Below are 23,593 nucleotides of genomic sequence, written 5' to 3' on the forward strand. Positions count from 1 at the left end.
ATTAAAAAAGACTAGAAGTATTTACTTCTAGTCTTTTTTAATGGGTATTGAAAGGGAGTATATAAAAAATAACTGGATTTTGTTTGTACTTATATTGGTACTTATATTTTTATGGCTGTTGCACTTGAAGTTCGAGTAGTGCTCTTTGTCCCCAATGCCATACTACAGCTTCATTATTAGGTTGGTATTTAATATAAATCGGGAACTGATAGTTGCTTTCGAGTTTAGCTGGAGCAAAAACTTCTTTAAGAAAATCGAAGGTTGGTGAGTGCTCTTGCGTACGGAAACTATAAGCACGTGGACCATTTTTAAAATCTTCGTCTAAATAATCAAAGCGGCGATCTTGTCCTGCTTCGAGTAAATATTTAACGTGATTAAACATGGTTAAGTAACGTGGAGCTAAGTTGTATGAAATATAAGGGATATAAAATACGCTACCACAACCATTTTTGTCAGTTTGTTGTGCAGCTCCAAGAACATTACCTAAAAATACCGAACCATCGTAAGGGGAAACGATAAAACAGATACTATTATTTTTAGTGCCAGAGGCAATAAAAATATACTTATCCACTTTATCAATTAAGCGATAAGTTAAGTCTTTTTGAAAAGCTAAAGTAGCTTGCCTTTGCGCTAACTCTTGTCGATACTCATAGTACTTACCGCGAAACATATAAGCTACTAAAGCTAAAAGGGCTACGAGTACGAGCAAAATACAAGCGACTTTCTTTTTATGCTTTTTTTGCGTCATGATGAAATAGGGTAAACAAAGTTTATTTGACTTTAGATCATACTAGGTAAGTATAAGAATTACCCATAATATGGTTGTCTGAAAATAAATAATACGTAGGTTTTACACTGTACAATTAAATAGACTAGTATTTGTCCTACTTTAGAATATTAGAGCGATATTAGGATTCTTACAGTATGTAATACTATCTTAGGGATCGTATAGTATTTACTACTATCTTGACCGTACGTGCCCGAAGATACTAATTTAGCTAAGAAATTATTTATCTAAGAACTAATTTAGCTAAGTGCTTATTTAGCTAAGAATTCTTTTAGACCACGTTGAATTAAATCAGCAAAGGCACGGTGACGGTGTGAAACGCTATTCTTTTGTGCCATAGTTGCTTGAGCAAAAGAAAGATTTAATTCAGGGCTAAAGAAAATTGGATCATAGCCATGTCCGTTAGTGCCAACAGCATTAAAGAGAATATAACCCTCACATGTGCCAACTGCAACTAAAGGTTCAGGATCATTAGGAAAGCGCACCAGAACTAAACAACAGTAAAAGTGAGCTTGACGTTGTCCTTCAGGTACTTTAGCTAAAGTTTCTAGTAAGCTTAAGAAATTTAGTTGCTCTTTATTAATGCTTGGATCTTCAGGAGTGAAGTTTTGCATTTGCGCAAAACGAGCCGAGTAAATACCTGGAGCTGACTGTAAAGCATCTACACAAATGCCCGAATCATCGGCTAAGGTTGGTAAACCTGTAAGAGCTGCACCATGGTAAGCTTTAATTAAAGCATTGCCAATAAAAGAAGGAGCGTTCTCTTCTGGAGAATCAACTTGTGGAAATTCAGCTAGACTACGAATTTGCACCGCTGTGCCAAGATCAGCATGATTAAATAAGTCTTGAAATTCTTTTAGTTTACCTTGATTACTTGTAGCAAGGAGGATTTGTTTTACCATATTAGTAACCGGTTAGAGGAGATGAACATAAGTAGCAGAAGAAAGATATGTACAGAAATATATAAGTAACAGAAAAAACGAATTTCTAAAAAAACTATTTTTAGTTATTACTCTGTCTGAGTATTTTCTGCAAACTCTAGTACTTTCTCAATAATTTCAATTTGCTTGTCAACAGGGATATTAGTAGGGATTTGCGTAAAAGGTAAAGGCCAAGAACGTAACCATGTAATTTGACGCTTAGCTAATTGACGCGTTGCAGCGGCAACGTTTTCTAGAGCGGTTTCTAGATCAACTTCACCATCAAAGTAATCCCAGAGTTGACGATAACCTACACAACGTACACTTGGCATGTCACGGTTTAAATCACCGCGTAGATACAATTTGTGCACTTCTTCCACAATCCCTTGCTCCACCATATCTTTTAAGCGGTTATTAATATCTGCATGGAGAGCTGCGCGATCTTGGTTATACATCGCAAATTGTAAAAGGTTATATTCACTGGTTAAGGTATTACCTTTTACATCATGAAATTCATATAGACCTTGAGTATTTTGTTTGGCTAAGCATAGATCTGGAGTTAATTGCGCAAAGTCCGTATAGTAATCTGCTAGTTCGTAATGCGGAGTATTAAATAATTTTTTATTAATACGGCGCATGCGTAATTCTTTTTCTAAAGGTGAAAGGTGTTTGTTTTCGCTTGAATTATTCTGCGAAATTTCACTCATCCCTTTGCCGGTTAAATACCATAGTTCAAGAACTCGACCTACGCGTTGGGCATCGTTAGGATGTAAACGCTTAAATGCGGCTGGGTCGATTTTCTCAAGCATTTGATGGCAATATTCATTACCTTTAGTTTGCTGTAATTCATTTACCCAAGCGCGACTTTCTGCAGTCGAAGAGGGTAAATTATCTAGTTGCCCTAATAAAGAGCGATAGTACATCATAGTACCACCTACAAGTACTGGAACTTTATTTGTTTGATGCGCTTGAGCGATGAGCTTAGCAACATCTTGAGCAAATTGTCCAACATTGTACGATTCGGCAGGATCTAAGATATCTACTAGGGCATGGGGGTATTTTTCTAGCTCTTGTGCAGTAGGTTTAGCAGTTCCAACATTCATATCACGGTAAATTAAGGCTGAATCAACATTAATTAGCATGAATTTATCAGGATGTTTGGCATATAATGCCATAGCTAAACGCGTCTTGCCTGAAGCTGTAGCTCCCATTAGGGTAATAACGGGTTTACTCATAGAATAGTGTTAAAGGTTAAGGTTAATTTTTGCTTCTATATTATAACTTACTCCATGGTCTAAGCTAAGGATTTCTAGGCTTGTATCGAGGAGAAATATGAGTTGTCAGCAAAAATAAATGTGTAAAAATATTACAAATTTTTTAAAACTTTGCTATAATACGTAGCTGTGTTAATTAAATGGGTCACCTTTTAACACATATACTTTTTAATCTCTCTTTTTTAAGGAAAAGAAAATGGCTATTACATTAGAAGCTACATTAAAAGATGCGAAAGGTAAAGGTGTGAGCCGCCGCCTTCGTCGCGAGGGTAAAATTCCTGGTATTATCTATGGTGGTAACGCTGAACCAGTTGCGATCGTATTAGATCACGAAAAAGTAAACAACTGGTCAAACAACCCAGAATTCTATTCTGAAGTGTTATCAGTAGTTGTTGACGGTAAAGAAGAAAAAGTAAAAGTTCAAGCTTTACAACGTCACGCTTTCAAACCAAAATTATTACACGTTGACTTCAAACGCGTTTAATTTGCTTTGATTTTACTCTTAAAGGAGGGCGTAAGCCCTCCTTTTACATATGCAAAAAGCACTAAAAGCAAGAATGTTGATTCTTACTTTTAGTGCTTTTTTGCGTTTAGCGCAGATTCGAATTTTTCATAATGCGCGCTTTTTGAATTTGCCATTCACGATCTTTTACGGTTTCACGTTTATCGTGCATTTTCTTACCGCGTGCTAAACCAATTTTAGCTTTGACGTAAGATTTATGCCAATAAAGCTCTAAACACAGAACTGTATAACCTTCACGACCAACTTTACCATATAACGTATCAATTTGTTTACGATGTAGTAAAAGTTTACGCGTACGTGTAGGATCATTAATTACGTGGCTTGAAGCTTGATTTAAAGGCTGGATTGTTGCCCCAAACAGAAAAGCTTCGTTTTCTTTAAATGTAATGTATGAATCAGCAATATTCGCTTTACCTTGACGTAAAGATTTAACTTCCCAGCCAAGTAAAGAAAGCCCTGCTTCGAATGTTTCTTCAATAAAATAATCAAAGCGAGCACGACGATTTTGCGCAATAGATGCCGAACCTGGTTTATGAGGTTTTTTACTAGCCATGAGTATCTAATCCTTTGTCTTTATATTCACAAAGATCTGCTAGTAGACATTGACCACATTTAGGTTTGCGTGCCGTGCAAGTATAACGTCCGTGTAGAATTAACCAATGATGAACATCATAAATAAATTCTTTAGGGACAACTGCTAGGAGTTTTTGTTCTACTTGCTCTACATTTTTTCCAGGTGCAAAATTCATGCGATTACAAACGCGAAAAATATGCGTATCCACTGCCACAGTTGGATGCCCAAAGGCTGTATTTAATACTACATTAGCAGTTTTACGTCCTACACCTGGTAAAGCTTGTAAATCAGTACGGTTTTCAGGCACTTGACTCTGATGTTTATCAATTAAGATTTTACAAGTGACAATAACGTTTTGAGCTTTAGTATTAAATAAACCAATGGTTTTGATGTACTCTTTGAGTTTATCAACCCCAAGAGCATAAATGCTTTCTGGTGTGTTAGCTACCGGAAATAATTTAGCTGTAGCTTTATTTACAGACACATCTGTAGCCTGAGCTGAAAGCATTACCGCGATTAGTAATTCAAAGGGTGAATTCCATACGAGTTCAGTTTGCGGATGTGGATTTTCGGCTTGTAAGCGCTGTAAGATTGCAATGCGTTTTTCTTTGTTCATGATCAAAGAGCTCATAAGAGGAGTTAACTCTTATGAGCTATAGCAGATTATTTTACGAGCGTAATACGTTTAAATTTACGTTTACCTACTTGGTACACTGCTGTAGTACCAGCAGCTACGCGATGTTTACGATCTGTAACTTTTTCGCTGTCGATAGATACACCATTACCTTCGATGTTACGGTAAGCTTCAGAAGTTGAACTTACCATTTGTGCATCTTTTAACAGGTTAGCTAATGGGTAGTCATCTTGACCATCTGGAATAGTTACAGTTAATTCTTCTAAATCGGTTGGTAATTGGCCTTTAGCAAAACGATTAGTAAACTCTTCTTTAGCGGCTAAAGCTGCTTGTTCAGAGTGGAAACGCGCAGTAATTTCTAAAGCTAGTTCTACTTTAGCGTCACGTGGATTCATACCGTTTGCTACTTTGTCTTTTAACTCTTGGATTTGCGCTAATGATTTAAATGATAGAAGTGTATACCAGTCCCACATTAAATCATCAGAGATTGCCATTACTTTACCGTACATTTCGTTAGGTTCATCAGTAACTCCGATGTAGTTACCTAATGATTTAGACATTTTCTTCTCACCATCTAAACCTACAAGTAAAGGCATAGTAATACATACTTGTTGCGCTTGACCGTAAGTTTTTTGTAATTCACGACCCATTAAAAGGTTGAAAGTTTGGTCTGTACCACCGAACTCAATATCAGCTTGCATTGCTACTGAGTCGTAACCTTGGAATAATGGATATAAGAACTCGTGAATTGCGATCGATTGGTTGTTGTGATAACGTTTGTGGAAGTCATCACGCTCGAGCATACGCGCAACCGTAGATTGTGAAGCTAGGCGTAATACACCTTCAGTACCTAATGCTCCTAACCATTCAGAGTTAAAACGAATAGTTGTTTTCTCTGGATCAAGAATTTTAAATAATTGTTCTTGATAGGTTTTAGCATTAGCTAAGATTTGCTCTTTTGATAATGGTGGACGCGTAGCTGAACGACCTGATGGGTCACCAACTAAAGCTGTAAAGTCACCAATTAAGAAATGAATATGGTGTCCGAATTTTTGTAAAGTACGTAATTTGTTAATAACAACAGTGTGCCCTAAGTGAATATCTGGAGCTGTAGGGTCTGCACCTAATTTTACTATTAACGGACGGCGCTCTAATAATTTTTTAATTAAGTCTTGTTCAGAATAGATAGCTTCTGTACCGCGACGAATTTCTTCAAATTGTTCTTGTAAGTCTAAAGGTAAGGTTAGAGTTTTTTCGTCTTTAACTTCAGTCGTCATGGTGTTATTCTCAATCAAAGATATTTATTTGTTTAAACTTTGGGCAATGCTTAGCGTAAATTTATCTACGTCTTGATAATCCGTATACACTTTATTAGTTGCTGGATCAGTATCACCTTTAGTTAGCATCATAATAAAGCGGATCATCGTACGATCAAAAAAGCCTAGCTGACTATAATTTAAAGCACCAGCAAAAACGCCAACACTAGTTGGTTGCCATGGGCTTTGCGCTAAGAATTTACGTACGTAAGCGTTAGTTTCAGGGCTACTTTTTTCTGGTTTACGTGCCGTTAAGTTTACGCCAAAAAAATGACAAGGATGGCTACTTAAATAAGCTAGGTGTTTAGCAACAAAAGCTAATAATTCACGTGGAAAGTGTCCGTAGTGAATCGAAGCACCAATAACTACACTCGCGTATTTTTCAAGCTGTAATTCGGCATGGCTTAAGCTATTAGCTTGCTTTAAGGGTAAATAAGTTACACTTACCTCGCTTTGCTCACTAAGCCTTTGTCCGATATATTGTCCTAACTTAGAAGTATGACCTTCTCTTGAGCCGGTAATAATTAATACTTGTAGCATAAGAAAACCCTCAGTTATTACCCTTGGATAAGAACTGAGGTTAAGAATTACATATTATCTAGATCCCCAGTAAAGTTTACGAGTTGGGTATCTTGTAACATAATGTTGTCTTCAACACGAATACCACCGTACGGATTTAATTCTTCAAGAAGTTCTTGATTTAAGTGCGGTGCTACTTGTGGATCATCAAACATTTGTTCTAATAGTTGATCGATAAAGTACAGACCAGGTTCAACTGTCCATACATTACCTACGTCGAGGATATGCGTTGCTCTTAAGCCAGGTACTTGTGGAGTTTTAATACGACCACGCACATCGTGCGTACCAATACCTAAAGAGTGACCAAAGCCATGTGGCACAAATTTATGTGGCACTTTTAATTCATAAGCTTGATCGATATCCATGTTTTGTAAAATTTCTGCGTCAATTAATAATTCAGCGGTTTTACGTAACATTAATTCTTGTAATGAAGCGGTTGATACTCCTGGACGCATATTTACAATAATTTCGTCTTTAATGTTACCTACACCTAAAATTAGATCGGCAAATAATTGATTACTATCTAGGCAATAAGTACGAGTAATATCAGCTTGGTAGCCTTTATAAGTCGCACCAGCATCAATTAAAAACGAAAGTTTTTCGCTAGGAGCTTCAAAATCTAATTTATTGTAGTGTAAAATCGCACCATTTTTATTGAACGCCAGAATACTGCTATAACCTTGGGCATCGTAAGGTAGTTCAGCGTTTTGTAAATATAAACCTAAAAGTTGGTTTTCACTAAAGTTAGTGGTAGTTACGGCTGCTTTAACTGTACGATGTGCTTTAATTGCTAAGTATTGTGCTTGGCATAGCATTTCGTATTCGTAATCAGTTTTTACTAAACGTAAGTCTTGTAAGTCTAGTAATAACTCTTGTTCGTTAATTTGTGCTTGACTAAAGCCTAATTCTGCATATTTTGCAGGATTTGGACCAATAATCATCGCTGTTTTCGCTTCGGCTTCTAACGTAGGTTGTAACACTTTAAAATCAGTAAAATCCACAACTTTAACTAGCCCTGATGAAGCATAGAAACTAAAATCTAAAACCGTAGGTACTACCCAATAACCATTATCAACAAAGTTATAAAGAGTAATTTCACCGTCTTGAGCCACACGAATATAAGAACCTACAGCTTTAGGTTCGTTAATTAAGTGTACTGCATAAGGGTTCGCGCGGAATGGTTTTTCTTGGTCATCATCAAAATAAAGTTCATGATCTCCATAGTGTAACCAAACGGCACTTTTATTATTTTGTTTTAAATATTGCGTATAGTAATTTACTAGACGTTTAACGTGACTAGTATAAAGAGCGACTAAAGACATAGAGTTTCCTTAGATATTGCTGATTGTGTGATTTATACACAAAGAAATTTATTTTTACTTTTCTTGTTAAGCAAGAAAGCGGACAAAATTTATTTGTGTATAAAGTGTTTTAGCTTTAACCGAGCTTAAATTCAGTTAGACTAAAACACTTTATATTATAGCTTAAGTTGTTATTTTGTGCCTAGTTATCTCTTTGTTAAAGCTTTAAAATTAAGGCTTTAACAACCCTTCACAATGAGGTCGGTTACATATAAGATTAGGCATTAGATTAATCATAAGATTAGCCAAATTGATTAGCCAAATAGATTAACCAAATAGATTAACCAAATGGATCAGTTATTGTTGACGCTTCCTAGAGGCTATCCTTAAGTAAACTTAATCATCTTGTGAAGTTTGGCTTTTACCTTTTAAGGTTACTTGGATTACTTTTTTGCCGATTTCTTTGCCTAGGGTTAATAGTTGAGGGCAATTCTTACTATTAAACGGTAAAGGACGACTAAACTCCATAGCTTTAATACCAAGGCGCGCAGAAAGTAAACCTATACCTATACCTTGAGCAGCTTTACTCGAAATCTTACCGACTATCGAGGTTGATAAGTAACCACTTAGATCTGTCATCTGTTCTAAAGATTCACTAACCCCAACTACGGCAATATTCACAAGAATATGTTTGTATAAACTTAAACGCGCAAAATAACCAAGTTCTACACCGTAGATTTTAGCTACTTTTTTAATCATAGTCGCATTACGCCATGCTAAAAATGCCATATCTAAACTTGGATAAGGAGATAAAGCAATAATAATGGCATCGGTTGCTGCACGTTGATGTACGATTTGTAAAACTTCTTTATCTAATGGTTCAAGTACTAAGCGCGAAAAAAGCATTAAAACTTCTTCGCTGTTTTGATAGTTACTTACTGATTGTCGCCATTTAACAATCGCAGGGTGATTTTGATTGAGATCGAGAGTTTTTAACTGCTGCTCACACCAAAGAATCGCTTGCTGCGGTTGGGTGAAAATCTGTGAACCTTGATGATGGGTAATACTGGTAATATTAGCTGCCGTATTCACTGTAGCATAAGCATGCATAACCACTCCAGCAGCGCGTTGTTGCTCTTCGTGGCGACGCAGCTTATTAAGCGTATTTAATTCATGATAGAGAAAGTAAACTAACCAGAGTGTAATACCTAATAAACCACCGTAAGCTAAAAGCTTAGCAATTAATAAGAGCAAAGTACCGGAAATCCCCGCTCCAGTAAACAAGTTAAACACTTGCTGCCCAATGGCTACAACTTGATACAGAATTATTAAACCTATACTACCAACAAATAAACTTAATAAGCGGATCATCCACGTAAGAAGTTTACTTGGAGTTAACTCACTGGCTAGATCTAGAGCTTTTTCGCTTTTAAGCAAGGTTGTGCTTCTAGCCTCTTCTTCATGACCCGAGGGTAAGTCTGAAGTTTTAGCTTGCATTTGCTCCATTTGCTGCGCACTAAACACTTGTTTAGGAGTAAAAGGAGTTTGCGGATTACTTTGTGTATGCAAAGGAGAAGAGGTATTAGCCGCATTTTGTGCTTGGGCTATTTCTTCGGGGGTAAATGTTTTCTTGCCTTGTACCATAATTATGCAAATTTATCAGCCAGTAAAAAGTCCAACACTTTATCCATGCCAATGGCATTAATACGTTGTTCACTATTGAGGGGTAAAGGGTGGTATTGATCGAAAGCAAATTTATTATTTTGCCAGAAATCAGCTTGCGGAACGCTACTTGGTACTTGTCCTGGATATTGATATGAAGTTTCACTTTCACCTAAACGCTTACCTGCAAGGGCAAATTGGGTTTTGCCATCTTGCGTAAATTCTAGTTGTTCAGTAGCACGAATAGCAGCTAAAGCAAAATAAGCGGTTTCAATATTTTTAAAATTAACTTCACGCAGATTTTCACGTGTTAAGTTTTTAAGTAAAGAAACAAGATTACTCCATTGATCCGAAGTTATATGATCGGCTTTAGTAGCGGCAAAAGCTAATTTATCAATCTGTGGCATAAACAGACGATGCCATAAACTGCGTTGTCCGTACGTAAAGTGTGCAAAAATTTGTTCTAGAGCTTTTTTAGTCTCAAAGAAGGCTAAATCAGAATGATTAAGCGGAGTTAAGCAGTCAACTAAGATAATTTGCCGATCAAAACGCTTAAAATGCTGCTCGTAAAAACCTTTAACTAATTGCTCAACGTATTGTTCATAGCGTTCTTTTAAAATGGCTATAGTTGAGTTCGGTTCTTTACTAGCATGCTTTAATAACTTGCTCCATTCGGTAGATTCTATATGCACTAGAGGGAAGAAAGTTAAAAGCGGTGAGTTTTTATAACTTCCTGGTAACACAAAACGTCCAGGTTGAATAAATTCTAAACCTTGAGCTTTACACTGATGTAAAAACTCGGTGTACAGTTGACTAATTTGTGCTAATTGCTCAAGATCAACCGGAGCATATAAATCAAGTTGTTCTAAAGTTTGTAACCAAGGTTGAGCTAACTTTTGACGTAATGCTGTATCAAGGAAATTACCGCTTTGACTCCATTGAGCGTAAGATAAATGCAACAACGGTAAGTCTAAGAGCCATTCTCCAGGATAATCGATTAAATCTAAATACAGAGTATTGTGTTCACGAAAGTTAATCGAAGTTAGCTTATCAAAAAACGACTTGTTGTTTTGATAGCGAATGGCTAAGCGAATTTCTGAAATATCAGTCGTAGCTTGTGGCCAAGTAGGTGGATTGGTCGAGAGTACACTTAAGTTTTTACTATAAGTAAAACTTGGTACATTAAAGTTGGGTTGGGGTACAATTTTACAACTTAAAATTTGTTGTTGCTGTACAGGAGTAAAAAGTGCTAAATGCCCACGATCATCATCGGCATTGAGTAAATGATTAATTAGACTAGTAATAAATGCGGTTTTCCCACTACGACTTAGTCCGGTAACGGCTAAGCGTAGGTTATGGTCGAATACTTGGTAGTATTTTTGTTCTAGGGTATTTTTGGTTTGTTGCAAAAGATCCCACATAAAAAATCCTTAAGCCCATGAGACATTAACTCAGGGCTATCTATAGTATACAAAAGCTAGCCCCGTAAAATAAGCATAATTTGCGCTTTTTTCGTGATTTTGTTTGCTTTAGGAGTAAAGGAAGGCGCATAAATCTAATTTTTTCTTTGGGTTAGTGCTGCAGGTTCGGCAAAAGTAGCATATAATTAACAAGCGTTTAAAATTTTTCCAAGTTTTATCGGTGTTTTAACGAGGTTTTATATGTTGTTTTTCCTCCAATTTGCCATAGTTCTGCTTTGTATTCTTGTCGGAGCACGTATTGGCGGTATTGGTCTAGGGGTTATGGGGGGAATTGGGCTGTTAATTTTAACTACTCTATTCCATATTCAACCTGGTAATATTCCAATTGACGTAATGTTAATGATTATGGCTGTAGTATCGGCAGCTGCAGCTATGCAAGCAGCTGGTGGTCTTGATTATATGATCAAGATTGCAAGTCGCATTATTCACCGTAATCCTAAATATATTACTTTTATTGCTCCAGCAGTAACCTTTATTTTTACGGTTTTTGCTGGTACAGGTCACGTAGCTTATTCTGTGCTACCAGTAATTGCTGAAGTAAGTCGTAAACAAGGTATTCGTCCAGAACGTCCTTTATCAATGGCAGTAATTGCTTCGCAATTTGCCATTGTTGCTAGTCCGATAGCCGCAGCAGTAGTTACGGCAGTGAAGATTTTTGAACCTTTCCACATCGACTACTTAGATATTCTCAAAATTACTGTTCCTGGTACGATTTTAGGGATTTTTGTAGCTTGTTTCTTTGTTAACCGCATGGGCAAAGAATTAAAAGATGACCAAGAATATCAAAGACGTTTACAAGATCCAGAATATAAAGATGACCTTGCAGATACTGAATTTGCGCAAGTAGAAGTAGAGAAAACTCCTGCTACAGCTAAATGGTCGGTATTAATTTTCTTATTAGCTTCAATTTCAGTTGTGCTTTTAGGCGGAGTGCCGCATTTACGTCCAGAGTTTAATGGTACACCATTAAGTATGCCGGTTACGATTGAAATTATTATGTTAAGTGCTGCAGCATTAATTATTCTTTGCTGTAAACCAGATGGTAACTTAATTACTAAAGGTTCGGTATTCCATGCTGGGATGCGTGCAGTTATTGCGATTTTCGGTATTGCTTGGTTAGGTGATACTTTAATTGCGGCTCATATTGATGAAGTAAAAGAAGTAGTAAAATCTTTAGTGCACACTGCACCATGGACTTTTGCTTTTGCGCTCTTTATTCTTTCGGTTTTAGTAAATAGCCAAGCTGCAACCGTTGTTACTTTATTCCCTCTAGGTTTAGCTTTAGGCTTATCACCTGCAATTTTAGTGGGAACAATGGTAGCGGTAAACGGTTATTTCTTTGTGCCAAACTACGGACCAATTATTGCAGCTTGTGACTTTGATAGTACAGGTACAACCCGTATTGGTAAGTTTATTTTTAACCATAGTTTTATGCTTCCAGGCTTATTATCTATGGGCTTTTCTCTAGTATTTAGCTTACTATTTGTATATTTATACTTTTAGTAGTAAAATATACATAATATTTCCAAACTATTTATAAATATCGAGCTCTAACCTCATGGTTAGGGCTTTTTGCGTATCTATAAGTTTGTGTATCTATTAAGTGGAGTTATATTTTTCATTATCCATATTTTTCAATAAGAAAGATAATAGTCTTAAAAAGTAAATTTATAAATAATCTAATGTCGATTTTAATAATTTTTAAAGATTAAAAACAACGGTTCAAAATTAAAAATTGGCAAAAATACGTAAATAGTTGACTAAATTAATAAAGATTAATGTGATCTACTTCACACTTTTTTGAGAAAAATCGCAAAAATTAATTTTAATTTATAATAAAGTGAGGCAGCGAAGATTTGTAGCGTTTTTCAAGAAATTAGAGTTGTGTTTCGTGCTGAGTTTGTACTTTACGAAAAGTAACTACTAAAAACGCACTAACTTTAGATTAATGATATTTAGTTACAACCGAAATATGAGCTTTTTGTCGTGGTTATACTTGTGCCTCTTGTCTTAAAGGAAGTTTTATCTAAAATATTTATTAGGGTAGAGTTTTCCGAAAGCTCCCCATGTTAAAACTTTACTAAAGGAAAAAACATATGACCACGAATGCAACTCAAACTCGGGGTTTACCGGACCTCCCTAAAAATACTATCTGGATGCTTAGTTTTGGTTTCTTAGGAGTGCAAATTGCTTTCACGCTTCAAAGTTCTCAAATGAGCCGTATTTTCCAAACTCTTGGAGCTGATCCACATAGTTTAGGTTGGTTCTTTATTCTCCCTCCATTAGCAGGTTTATTAGTACAACCTTTTGTCGGACACTTTTCAGATCGCACTTGGTCTCCGCGACTAGGTGGTCGTCGTTTACCATTCTTAATTTATGGTACGATTATTGCTGCTCTTGTAATGTTTATGCTGCCAAACGCTGGTAGTTTTGGTTTTGGTTATGCTTCTCTAGCAGCTTTATTATTCGGAGCGATTATGATTGCTCTGTTAGACGTTTCTTCAAACATGGCAATGCAACCATTTAAAATGCTTGTAGGTGACATGGTTAATGAGAAACAAAAAAGCTATGCCTATGGTATTCAAAGTTTCTTATGTAATACAGGTTCGGTAATTGCGGCAGCTCTCCCATTTATCTTTGCTGGTTTAGGGATTGCTAACTTTGTCGAAGCCGGACATATTCCACCAACAGTTAAATTAGCTTTCTATATTGGTGGGGCTTTATTAATTGTTACCACTATTCTTTCTGTATGGAAAGTTAAAGAATATGATCCAGCAACTTATGCAATGTACCACGGTATCGATTTACAACACCAAACTAACGAGTCAAGCAACTGGATTAAACTTCTTAAAGCAGCTCCGGCTTCTTTCTGGACTGTAACTTTAGTGCAATTCTTTAGTTGGTTTGCTTTCCAATATATGTGGACTTATTCAGCTGGAGCAATCGCACTTAATGTATGGCAAACAACAGACGCTAATACTGAAGCTTACCAAGCAGCTGGTAACTGGTATGGGGTATTAGCAGCTGTACAATCTGTAGCTGCGGTTGTTTATAGTTATGTTCTAGCTAAAATCCCTAGCCAATACAATCGTGTATCTTACTTTGTAAGTTTATTCTTTGGGGCATTAGGTTTATTAAGTGTTGCGGTATTTACAAATCAATACGCTTTAATTCTTTCATTTACTTTAATCGGTTTTAGTTGGGCAGGTATCTTAACTTATCCTCTAACTTATGTAACTAATGCCTTAGTTGGTACTAAACACATGGGTACATACTTAGGTTTATTTAATGGTTCAATTTGCTTACCGCAAATTGTAGCTTCAGTAGCAAGTTTTGCTCTTTTCCCATTATTAGGTTTTAGTCAAGTAAATATGTTCTATGCAGCAGGTATTGCTTTACTCTTAGGTGCACTTGCCGTATTTACCATTAAACCAACGAATAAATAATCATTTTCACAGGAGACCAGATATGTCTGATCATATTAGACAACAAGTAAGATCAGTAGAAGCTTTTGTTTTAAAAAATAAACGCGATACCCAAGTAACGGTTCTAAATTTAGGTGGCATAGTTCATGAATTTGTTCTAAATGCTTCAACTCGTCCGGAAAATTTGCTCGTTTGTTGTAATCCAGTATCAGACTATCTGGTTAATCCGTTCAATATCAATAAACAAATAGGTAGAGTGGCTGGGCGCATTGCTCAAGGTCGCTTTGAGCTTGAGGGTAAAACCTATCAAGTAGAACAAAACAACGGTAGCAACTGTTTACATGGTGGTAGTCGAGGCATGGGTAACCAATGGTTTACCGGATGTAAACTAGCACCAAATAAAGTACGCTTAAACTTAACTTTAACGCCACAAATGGATGGCTTTCCTGGTACTTTAGAGCTGGTTATTGATTACTTATTAACCGATGACAACCAATTAAAAATAAGTTATACCGCTACAGCTACTCAACAGGCAACCGTGTTTGATCCGACTATACATACTTATTGGCAGATTAATCCGCTAACTGCTAATTTACGTATTAATGGACAGCATTGGCGACTCGACGAAAATCAGTTACCAGTAGCTCCTGATGAACGAGAAATTTACAATTTCCAAAACGGGAAAAACTTACAAACAGCCTTACAAGCATTACGTCAAACTTTAGAGCAAAGCAATGCTGGGTATGACGAAGTTTACCAAGTAAATGCTGAGCCGAATTTAGCTAGTCCGATAGCTGAATTACACGTGCCGCATATGTATGATTTAAAAGTGTACAGTGATCGTAATGCGTTAGTAATGTTTACGGCTAACCCGTTAGATGTAGCAGCTCATGATGAGGGACTGTTTGACAGTATTGCACTTGAGCCTCAAACTCTACCTAATAGTTTAAATCGACCTGAATTTGGTCAAATCAGATTAATGCCTGGGCAAACACATAAAAGTCAGATTGTCTTTGCCGTAAGTGCACTAAAATAAAAACACACAGGATAGAAAAGATGACACTAAGAACAATGGAAGTAGCGCCTTGGGAAGTGCGTAGCTCTGAATTAAATCCACAACATAAACGTTTAGTAGAAAGTTTAACCAGTCTAGGTAATGGCTACATGGGGATGCGTGGTAATTTCGAAGAGTATTACTCTGGAGATTCGCATTTAGGTACTTATGTAGCTGGAGTTTGGTTTCCAGATAAAACACGTGTAGGTTGGTGGAAAAACGGTTATCCAAAATACTTTGGGAAAGCAATCAATAACTTAAACTTTGCTAAAGTGGATATTTATGTCGATGGACAACGTGTTGATTTATATACTAATCAAGTAAGTGATTTTCACTTAAGCTTAGATATGCAGCACGGTATTTTAACTCGTACTTTTACTGTTTTTGGCGTTAAATTTACGGTTAAACGTTTTATTTCGCTTGCTGTATCTGAATTAGCAGCTTTTGCTTGGGAAGTGGTATCAGTTGATGGTAAAGAACACCAAGTACAAATTACTTCATACTTAGACGCTAATGTTAAGAATGAAGATGCTAACTACGAAGAGAAATTCTGGCAAGTATTAGATACACAAGTAAGCGAACAAAGTTCAAGTCTAAGCATGCAAACCGTACCTAATCCGTTTGGTATTGAACAGTTTATTGTGCATGCGCAACAAACTTTTGCTGGTAATTTTAGTGCTCAAGCGAGCGCAGCTAGTGATCTAGAGGTTTCTAATACCTTTGTAGCAACAGTAGAGGCTAATAAACCTGCTTACTTTGAAAAATTTGTGGTTTTAACTACTTCGCGTGATTATGCTGATCTAGCAGCGGTACAACAAGGAGCAACTAAAATTGCGCAAACTCTAGCCGGACAAAGCTTTAGTGATTTATATGCCGCTCATGCTGCTAAATGGGAGCAACGTTGGCACTTAGCTGATGTACAAATTACCGGTGATAATGATACAGCTATCGAATCACAACAAGGTATTCGTTTTAACTTATTCCATCTGTTCTCAACCTACTATGGTGAAGACGCGCGTCTGAATATTGGTCCTAAAGGCTTTACTGGTGAAAAATACGGCGGTGCTACTTATTGGGATACTGAAGCTTATGCAGTACCTTTATACCTAGCTCTAGCTAAACCAGAAGTAACTCGTAATCTGCTAGTATATCGCCGTCAACAATTAGCTCAAGCACAGCATAATGCTCGTCAACAGGGCTTAGATGGTGCTCTTTATCCAATGGTTACGTTCAATGGTATTGAATGTCACAACGAATGGGAAATTACATTCGAAGAAATTCACCGTAATGGTGCTATTGCTTATGCAATTTATAACTATACGAACTACACTGGCGATACCAGCTATTTAGCAACTAAAGGTTTAGAAGTATTAGTAGAAATTGCACGCTTCTGGGCAAGTCGTGTACACTATAATCCACGTGTTGATAAATATATGATCCACGGGGTTACAGGTCCAAACGAATACGAAAACAACATTAACAATAACTGGTACACTAATACCATTGCCGCTTGGGTACTTGAATATACAGCTCAAAGTTTAGCACAATTCCCACGTCCGGATTTAAATGTTTCAGAACAAGAATTAGCTAAATGGCACGATATTGTGAACAAAATGTATTATCCGTACGAGCCAGAGTTACAAGTATTTGTACAACATGATGGCTTTATGGATAAAGATTTACGTCCAGTAAGAGCTCTCTCTAAAGATGATTTACCTTTAAACCAAAAATGGTCATGGGATAAAATCTTACGTTCGCCATTTATTAAACAAGCAGACGTTTTACAAGGTTTATATTTCTTTGGTGATCGTTTTGATCAGGCTACGAAATTACGTAACTTTGACTTCTACGAACCAATGACGGTGCATGAATCTTCTTTATCACCATGCATTCACAGTATTCTGGCTGCTGAATTAAATAAAGAAGACAAAGCCGTTGAAATGTACTTACGTACTTCACGTCTAGATTTAGATAACTACAATAATGATACGGAAGACGGTTTACACATTACTTCAATGTCAGGTTCATGGTTAGCGATCGTGCAAGGCTTTGCGCAAATGAAAACTTGGAATGATAAATTAAGTTTTGCTCCTCGTTTACCACACATTTGGCGAGGTTATGCTTTCCACATTAACTACCGTGGTCGACTAATCAAAGTAAGTGTAAATGCACAACAAGTAAGCTTAGCTTTACTTGAAGGTCAAGCGCTTACTCTAAGTGTTTATGGTCAAGAATTAACCTTAGAACAACAATTAACTGTACCTTTTGGAGGTTAAGCATGTCTTTTAAGGCGGTATTATTCGATTTAGATGGTGTTATTACCGATACGGCTGAATACCATTATTTAGCTTGGAAAGAGTTAGCTGAATCGATCGGCATTACAATCGATCGCCAATTTAATGAGCAACTTAAAGGGGTATCGCGTATTTCTTCGCTCAAACGTATACTTGCATACGGCGGTAAAGAAAACGCTTACAGCCAAGCCGAAATCGAAAAACTTGCAACCCAAAAGAATAATGTCTATGTACAAATGATTAGTAATATTGGACCGGAAGATATTTATCCAGGTATTCTTGAATTACTAAAAGATTTACGTGCAGCAGGGAAGAAAATTGCTTTAGCTTCGGCAAGTATTAACGCTCCGTTATTACTGAAAAAAATGCAAATTGCGCAATATTTCGATTGCATAGCAAATGCACGCGAAGCGAATTCTAAACCACATCCTGCCATTTTTAAATTAGCGGCTGCTGGGGTGAGATTAGATCCAAGCGAATGCATCGGTATTGAAGATGCTCCGGCAGGCATTGAAGCCATTAAAGCAGCTGGCGCTGTGCCAATTGGCGTAGGTAGAGCTGAAGACTTAGGTGATGATATTGCCTTAGTTAGTTCAACTTCCGAACTTACTTTAGCCTATTTAGAACAAGTGTGGAAAAAAGCCCGCAGTTAAAAAAAACGAGCTAGTTTAGGTACTCCTAAACTAGCTCAACTTTTTTGTATAATGATTAAAAAGACTTTAAAGGATTTAATCATGGGTTGGTTAATATATGCCCTCTTAGCCGCAATCTTTGCCGCTTTAACTGCTATTTTTGCTAAAATTGGCTTAAACGGCATTAATAGCGATTTTGCGACTTTTATTCGTACGGTGTTTATTGTTGCGATAACTGCTGCATGGGTAAGTTATTTAGGTAAATGGCAAAGTTTTAGCAGTATCACTGCTAAGCAATGGCTGTTTTTATTTCTTTCGGCAGCTGCAACAGGCTTTTCTTGGCTGTTCTATTTTAAAGCTTTACAAATGGGATCAGCTTCCCATGTTGCTCCAGTGGATAAATTATCGGTAGTGTTTGTTGCCGTTTTTGCCTTTATTTTCTTAGGAGAAAAACTGAACTTACGAGAAATGGGAGGTTTAGCTCTCATTGTTATCGGGGTTTTAGTTCTCACCTATAAACCTGCCGCTAAAACCACTAGCGCTAGTAGTCTTAACGATCAAGAAAGTAAAGTTTCTCAAATACAAGCTACAACTAAAGCTCCAACTAAAGAGACTACAGAGCAGTCAATGCCAACCTCTTGGCACATACCAAGTTCTAAAGACCAGAAATAACTGGCAAAAAGTTAAATTTTTTAGTTATTGAAAATGCAAAAAGTACCCCGAGGGGTACTTTTTTTAGGTACGAATTGCTTGTACTACTCCAGAGATTTTCGAAATAGAGAGTAATACTTTATTCATAGTATCGACACTATTAAAGTCTACTTCAAACTTCATGGTTGAAAGCATGGTTTTTTGATTTAAGATCGAATTAAAGTTAACAATCGTCGCTTTAAACGAACTTAAAACCGCCGAGATATCTCTTAACATACCAACACGATCAAGACCAATTACTTGCAGACGCGCACGTACGGCTTGATTGCCTTGTTTGAAATTACGATTCCATGAACAGTGCACAATACGTCCTGGATTAGTTTTAATCAGGTGAGCTACGTGTAAGCAGTCTGCTTTATGCACAGACACACCTCGACCCTTAGTAATGTAACCAACAATAGGGTCACCTGGAATAGGTTGACAACAACGTGCTAATTGATACATTACTGAAGAAGCGCCTTCAATTACAATTTGGTTACGACCATTGCGTCCTTTTGGTGCTTGATTAGCTTCAGCCTTTTCCGACATTTCGTTTAGGCGTTCATGGAGAATTTCATCTACCTCTTTAGCTTTAGAAATGTCATTACCAGCAGGATTATAGTTCTCTAAAAAGCTAATTAAATTATTAGCTTTTAGTGTCCCATTACCAAAATTTACACAAAGTTCTTCGTAATTTTTTGCAAGTTTATAGCGCTGTAATAAAACGGGGAGGATGCTTTTAAGATTGTGCTTGGTTTGTGTACAAGCAGACTCAATAATTTGTTCACCGTCTTTAATATGTTTACTACGATCTAATTTAGCGTAATAACCGGCAATTTTACTTTTAGCGCGTGGAGTTTTGACAAAGTTAATCCAGTCACGAGTAATGTTAGGTGTTTTTTGCGTAAGGATTTCAACTTTATCACCCGTTTGCAGTTCGTAACCAAAGTTTACAATTTTACCGTTTACTTTAGCACCGGAACAGCAATTTCCCACTTCGGTGTGAATGCTATAAGCAAAATCTAAAGGAGTTGCACCTTTAGGTAAGTCACGTACTTCACCGCGAGGGGTAAAGATATATACCCGATCGTCGAGCAGCTGTTTACGAATCTCTTCACCTTGTTTTGGATCGGACGAGATATCATTTTGCCACTCGAGTAGTTTACGTAACCAAGCAATTTTGTCGGTTGCTTTGTTCGAACTACGTTTACCTTCTTTATACTGCCAGTGAGCAGCAACTCCGACTTCTGCAATTTTATGCATCTGTTCGGTACGAATTTGCAGTTCGAGTGTAAAACGTTCGGTTAAACGAATAATTGTATGAATAGATTGATAGCCGTTAGGTTTAGTATTAGCAATGTAATCAGTAAACTCTGATTCAACCGTTTCATAATCAGCTTGGATCATAGCTAATACGGCATAACATTCTGGAATAGTTTGCACAATAACTCGCGCAGCAAAGAGATCGAACAGCTGTTCAAAATCTAAGTCCTTTTTGCGCATTTTATTGTAAATCGAGTAGATGTGCTTTGGACGCCCATATACTTCGAAATGCTCAATGCCACATTCTTGACGAATTTTAGCTGCTAACTCTTTTTCAAAAGATATAATCATCTGCACGCGTTCCATACGACGAATGCCAAGTTTACGTACTATTGCATAATAGGCATCGGGATTGGTAATTTTAAGGCATAAGTCCTCAATTTCCCATTTTAATTGCCCGATCCCTAAGCGATTAGCTAGGGAAGCGTAAACTTCAAGAATGTTAGAAGCGATTTTTACTTTTTCTTGACTATCGATAGCTTTATTAACGTCTAAAGCTCGTAAGAATAGAATACGCTCGGCTAGTTTAATAATAATCGAACGATAGTCATCTGCCATGGTTAAGAGCAGATGTCTAATGCTATTGATTTGTTCACCTTTACCAGAATTAAAATTGATAATATCAATTTGTGCCATGTTTAATGTACCTTTTAGAATGCGGTACATTAATGGCGTAATTCGGTCGCATAAATCTTTTAGTTCAATTTGTCCGTTAGATATAAGCGGAAATAGGAATGCCGCTAAAAGAGTTTCGTCATCAAGATTTAAGCCGTCGAGGATTTCAACTAACTCACAACTATTACCAAAGAGCATGAGTTTTACTTCATCGCGTAAATTCTCATTATTAATTAAGGTTTGGTAATAATAATCGTAAAGTTGATTTAAGCGTTCTTTGAATTTAGCATTATGCAGACTATCTAGCCAAGAGTTTAAATTATTGGGGTCAAGTGATTGTAGATGTGAGAATCTAACCTTAACCATATAAAACCTCTTTGTAATTTGCTGAATGCAAAATTTAGTTACCTCCCAAAATAAAGCCGAGCTTTATTTGTGCCTAGGCACTTGGGTTTAAGGTTAGTAAATTTAAGAATAATATTGATTGCACTATTCTAGAGTACCACATTCTCAACTAAAAATAAAAGACTTATCGGTCTTTTATTTGTTGCTTTTTATAGTTAGGGTTAAGTGGTTAAAAAAGGAGAGCTTAAGCATGCTCTAATAAGGGTAAAAAGTATCAAGATTCTTACGTACACGGAGCAAGTAAGAGCGAAATATTGAGTAAGACTAACGCTTACTTATAAGTGGATAACTCTAGGGCAATTTTTCATATTATACTCGATTTTTCAAGGGAAAAACGGAGTTTATGGGCAAAATTAACTTTTTCTTACCTAGGAGGTAAGAGCTCATTTTCTTGCTTTAAGTGTGCTTACATATAGCTTTAAGGGTATTTACTATATCGTTTTGAGTGTACTTCTATATAGCTTTGAGTTTAAGTGATGGTGGTACAGATCATTTCCATGTTGTAATTAAGACCAGATACTTAAACAAAGGTTTATTTTTTCAGACAACCTCCCAGTGCTGTTCCTGATCTGATAAAAGAAAAGCGATCTAGAAATCTAGATCGCTAAGTTTTTGTCTGCTTAGATCGCTAAGCCTGAAGCATAGAAAGCAACAAGAACCACTGCAATTAGTACTGTACCTACGTTTAATTTTCTCCACTCACCAGAAACTACACGACCAATTACTAAAGTCGCAAAGCCTAGCATAATCCCAGTTACGATATTCGTTGCTAAGATAATAAATACGGCTGTTAATAAACCAGACATTGCACCGACAAAGTCACTAAAGTCAAGTTTGCTAACATTCGAGAGCATTAATAAACCTACGTACATTAATGCCGGAGCAGTTGCATAACTTGGAACCATACTCGCTAAAGGTTGGAAGAAAAGAATAACTAAGAACAGTACCCCTGCAACTACTGCAGTTAGACCTGTTTTACCGCCGGCTGCTGTACCTGAAGCTGATTCTACATATACTGCAGCAGGAGCAGTACCTAAAAGACCTGCAATAACTGATGATAAAGAGTCTGCAGTTAGGGCTTTTTGTCCGTTAATGATTTGTCCGTCTTTGTCGATTAGACCTGCTTGACCAGCTACAGCACGAATAGTACCTGTAGCGTCAAATACTGCTGTCATTACAAGAGCAAAGATAATCGGGATCATTGCTACATTTGCAACTGAAGCAAAATCTAAACTAAAGGCATATGATTTTTCACCAAAACTAGGTAAAGCAAATACACCATTAAATTTTAGATTTGGATCGAAGATAATGCCTACTACAGTTAAAGCAATAATTACTAAAAGAATACCACCAGTTACACGTAGTTTTTCTAAACCGATAATTAATGCTAAACCGATTAAGGTCATTAAACATTCAAACGAAGTAAAGTTACCGAAAGCTACAGGAATGCCATTCGGATTAGCAACTACTAAACGAACGTTGTTACAAGCAATAATAAACAGGAATAAACCAATCCCGATACCTGTACCGTGGGCAATACAAACTGGTAGATTACGTAGAATCCAATTACGAATTCCGGTTAAAGAGATAACGGCAAACACTACCCCCATAACGAATACTGCAGTAACGGCAGTAGCTATAGGTAGGTTTTGTCCAAGAACCATGGTGAAAGCTGTATAAGCTGTTAGTGACAGCGCACAACCAATCGCCATAGGAGCATTAGCAAAAGCTCCAATTAAAATTGAACCTAAACCTGCAGTTAAGCAAGTGGCAATAAAAGTAGCATGTGGATCAAAACCAGCTTTAGCTAACATGCCTGGGACTACGATAACCGAGTACACCATAGCTAAAAACGTAGTTAAGCCGGCAATGATTTCCGTACGCAGTGTAGAACCGCGTTGCGAAATTTGGAAAAAGCAATCTAACCCTGATTGATTAGCACTATTGTCAGTAGTTACTTTAGACATTGATAATTACCTTGGCAACGAATAAAAAGTACAAAAGAGCTAATTCCATCCAACTCACCTGCCCCAGAAGCTATACAATAATCACATTACTCACATGGAGTTCATTTTTTCTGTGACAGGTGAGAAATAAAATTAAG

19 protein-coding genes are annotated in these 23,593 nt (G+C 36.9%); 7 read left to right on the forward strand and 12 right to left on the reverse strand.

Features of this window, described 5'->3' with window-relative positions; translation table 11 throughout:
* Window positions 1–109: 109 nt before the first annotated feature.
* From CKF58_RS03915 to miaA, 3 genes are all read right to left on the reverse strand, one after another.
* A complete protein-coding gene (locus CKF58_RS03915) occupies window positions 110–748 on the reverse strand; it encodes a hypothetical protein (protein WP_119531172.1) in 639 nt (212 codons plus the stop codon).
* A gap of 290 nt (window positions 749–1,038) precedes the next feature.
* Window positions 1,039–1,689, reverse strand: coding sequence for an RdgB/HAM1 family non-canonical purine NTP pyrophosphatase (gene rdgB, locus CKF58_RS03920; protein WP_119531174.1), 651 nt, complete (start codon window positions 1,687–1,689; stop codon window positions 1,039–1,041).
* Window positions 1,690–1,796: 107 nt separating this feature from the next.
* Window positions 1,797–2,942: a tRNA (adenosine(37)-N6)-dimethylallyltransferase MiaA gene (miaA, locus tag CKF58_RS03925; RefSeq protein ID WP_119531176.1), complete on the reverse strand. Its 1,146-nt coding sequence runs from the start codon at window positions 2,940–2,942 to the stop codon at window positions 1,797–1,799.
* 235 nt (window positions 2,943–3,177) lie between these two features.
* Here miaA and rplY point away from each other — a divergent pair, with 235 nt between their 5' ends.
* Entirely contained in the window at window positions 3,178–3,465 is a 288-nt protein-coding gene (rplY, locus tag CKF58_RS03930) for a 50S ribosomal protein L25 (RefSeq protein ID WP_119531178.1), read from the forward strand.
* 106 nt (window positions 3,466–3,571) lie between these two features.
* Here the strand turns inward: rplY and smpB are convergent, their stop codons facing one another.
* From smpB to CKF58_RS03965, 7 genes are all read right to left on the reverse strand, one after another.
* Complete coding sequence (gene smpB, locus CKF58_RS03935) at window positions 3,572–4,057, reverse strand: SsrA-binding protein SmpB (RefSeq protein ID WP_119531180.1); 486 nt, start codon at window positions 4,055–4,057, stop codon at window positions 3,572–3,574.
* Window positions 4,050–4,694, reverse strand: coding sequence for an endonuclease III (nth, locus tag CKF58_RS03940; RefSeq protein WP_119531182.1), 645 nt, complete (start codon window positions 4,692–4,694; stop codon window positions 4,050–4,052). Before nth ends, smpB begins: the two co-directional genes overlap by 8 nt.
* A gap of 47 nt (window positions 4,695–4,741) precedes the next feature.
* Window positions 4,742–5,989 carry a tyrosine--tRNA ligase gene (tyrS, locus tag CKF58_RS03945; protein WP_119531184.1) on the reverse strand — a complete coding sequence of 416 codons (1,248 nt, stop codon included), beginning with the start codon at window positions 5,987–5,989 and terminating at the stop codon, window positions 4,742–4,744.
* 24 nt (window positions 5,990–6,013) lie between these two features.
* Window positions 6,014–6,568, reverse strand: coding sequence for a menaquinone-dependent protoporphyrinogen IX dehydrogenase (gene hemG / locus CKF58_RS03950; protein WP_119531186.1), 555 nt, complete (start codon window positions 6,566–6,568; stop codon window positions 6,014–6,016).
* 47 nt (window positions 6,569–6,615) lie between these two features.
* Window positions 6,616–7,929: a M24 family metallopeptidase gene (locus tag CKF58_RS03955; protein ID WP_119531188.1), complete on the reverse strand. Its 1,314-nt coding sequence runs from the start codon at window positions 7,927–7,929 to the stop codon at window positions 6,616–6,618.
* A gap of 375 nt (window positions 7,930–8,304) precedes the next feature.
* On the reverse strand, window positions 8,305–9,552 hold the full coding sequence (locus CKF58_RS03960) for a TIGR01620 family protein (protein WP_119531190.1): 1,248 nt from the start codon (window positions 9,550–9,552) through the stop codon (window positions 8,305–8,307).
* A 2-nt stretch (window positions 9,553–9,554) separates the two neighbouring features.
* Window positions 9,555–10,991: a YcjX family GTP-binding protein gene (locus tag CKF58_RS03965; RefSeq protein WP_119531192.1), complete on the reverse strand. Its 1,437-nt coding sequence runs from the start codon at window positions 10,989–10,991 to the stop codon at window positions 9,555–9,557.
* Between the two features lie 240 nt (window positions 10,992–11,231).
* Between CKF58_RS03965 and CKF58_RS03970 the strand changes: the two genes are divergently transcribed.
* From CKF58_RS03970 to CKF58_RS03995, 6 genes are all read left to right on the forward strand, one after another.
* Entirely contained in the window at window positions 11,232–12,554 is a 1,323-nt protein-coding gene (locus CKF58_RS03970) for an anaerobic C4-dicarboxylate transporter (RefSeq protein WP_119531194.1), read from the forward strand.
* Window positions 12,555–13,147: 593 nt separating this feature from the next.
* Complete coding sequence (locus CKF58_RS03975) at window positions 13,148–14,497, forward strand: SLC45 family MFS transporter (RefSeq protein WP_119531196.1); 1,350 nt, start codon at window positions 13,148–13,150, stop codon at window positions 14,495–14,497.
* A 22-nt stretch (window positions 14,498–14,519) separates the two neighbouring features.
* Window positions 14,520–15,512, forward strand: a complete 993-nt coding sequence (locus tag CKF58_RS03980; RefSeq protein WP_119531198.1) for an aldose epimerase family protein — start codon at window positions 14,520–14,522, stop codon at window positions 15,510–15,512.
* Window positions 15,513–15,532: 20 nt separating this feature from the next.
* On the forward strand, window positions 15,533–17,806 hold the full coding sequence (locus tag CKF58_RS03985) for a glycoside hydrolase family 65 protein (RefSeq protein WP_119531200.1): 2,274 nt from the start codon (window positions 15,533–15,535) through the stop codon (window positions 17,804–17,806).
* A gap of 2 nt (window positions 17,807–17,808) precedes the next feature.
* A complete protein-coding gene (gene pgmB, locus CKF58_RS03990; protein ID WP_119531202.1) occupies window positions 17,809–18,477 on the forward strand; it encodes a beta-phosphoglucomutase in 669 nt (222 codons plus the stop codon).
* A 51-nt stretch (window positions 18,478–18,528) separates the two neighbouring features.
* The gene (locus CKF58_RS03995; RefSeq protein WP_119531204.1) at window positions 18,529–19,128 is read left to right on the forward strand and encodes an EamA family transporter; all 600 of its coding nucleotides are present in this window, start codon (window positions 18,529–18,531) and stop codon (window positions 19,126–19,128) included.
* Window positions 19,129–19,191: 63 nt separating this feature from the next.
* On the opposite strand, the gene CKF58_RS04000 is transcribed toward CKF58_RS03995, so the two are convergent.
* Window positions 19,192–21,450 (reverse strand): RelA/SpoT family protein, encoded by a 2,259-nt coding sequence (locus CKF58_RS04000; protein ID WP_119531206.1) that lies wholly within the window; start codon window positions 21,448–21,450, stop codon window positions 19,192–19,194.
* A 659-nt stretch (window positions 21,451–22,109) separates the two neighbouring features.
* Window positions 22,110–23,456 (reverse strand): NCS2 family permease, encoded by a 1,347-nt coding sequence (locus tag CKF58_RS04005; protein WP_119531208.1) that lies wholly within the window; start codon window positions 23,454–23,456, stop codon window positions 22,110–22,112.
* Window positions 23,457–23,593 lie beyond the last annotated feature (137 nt).

It is taken from the genome of Psittacicella hinzii (genome assembly GCF_003585935.1).
Lineage (GTDB): Bacteria > Pseudomonadota > Gammaproteobacteria > Enterobacterales > Psittacicellaceae > Psittacicella > Psittacicella hinzii.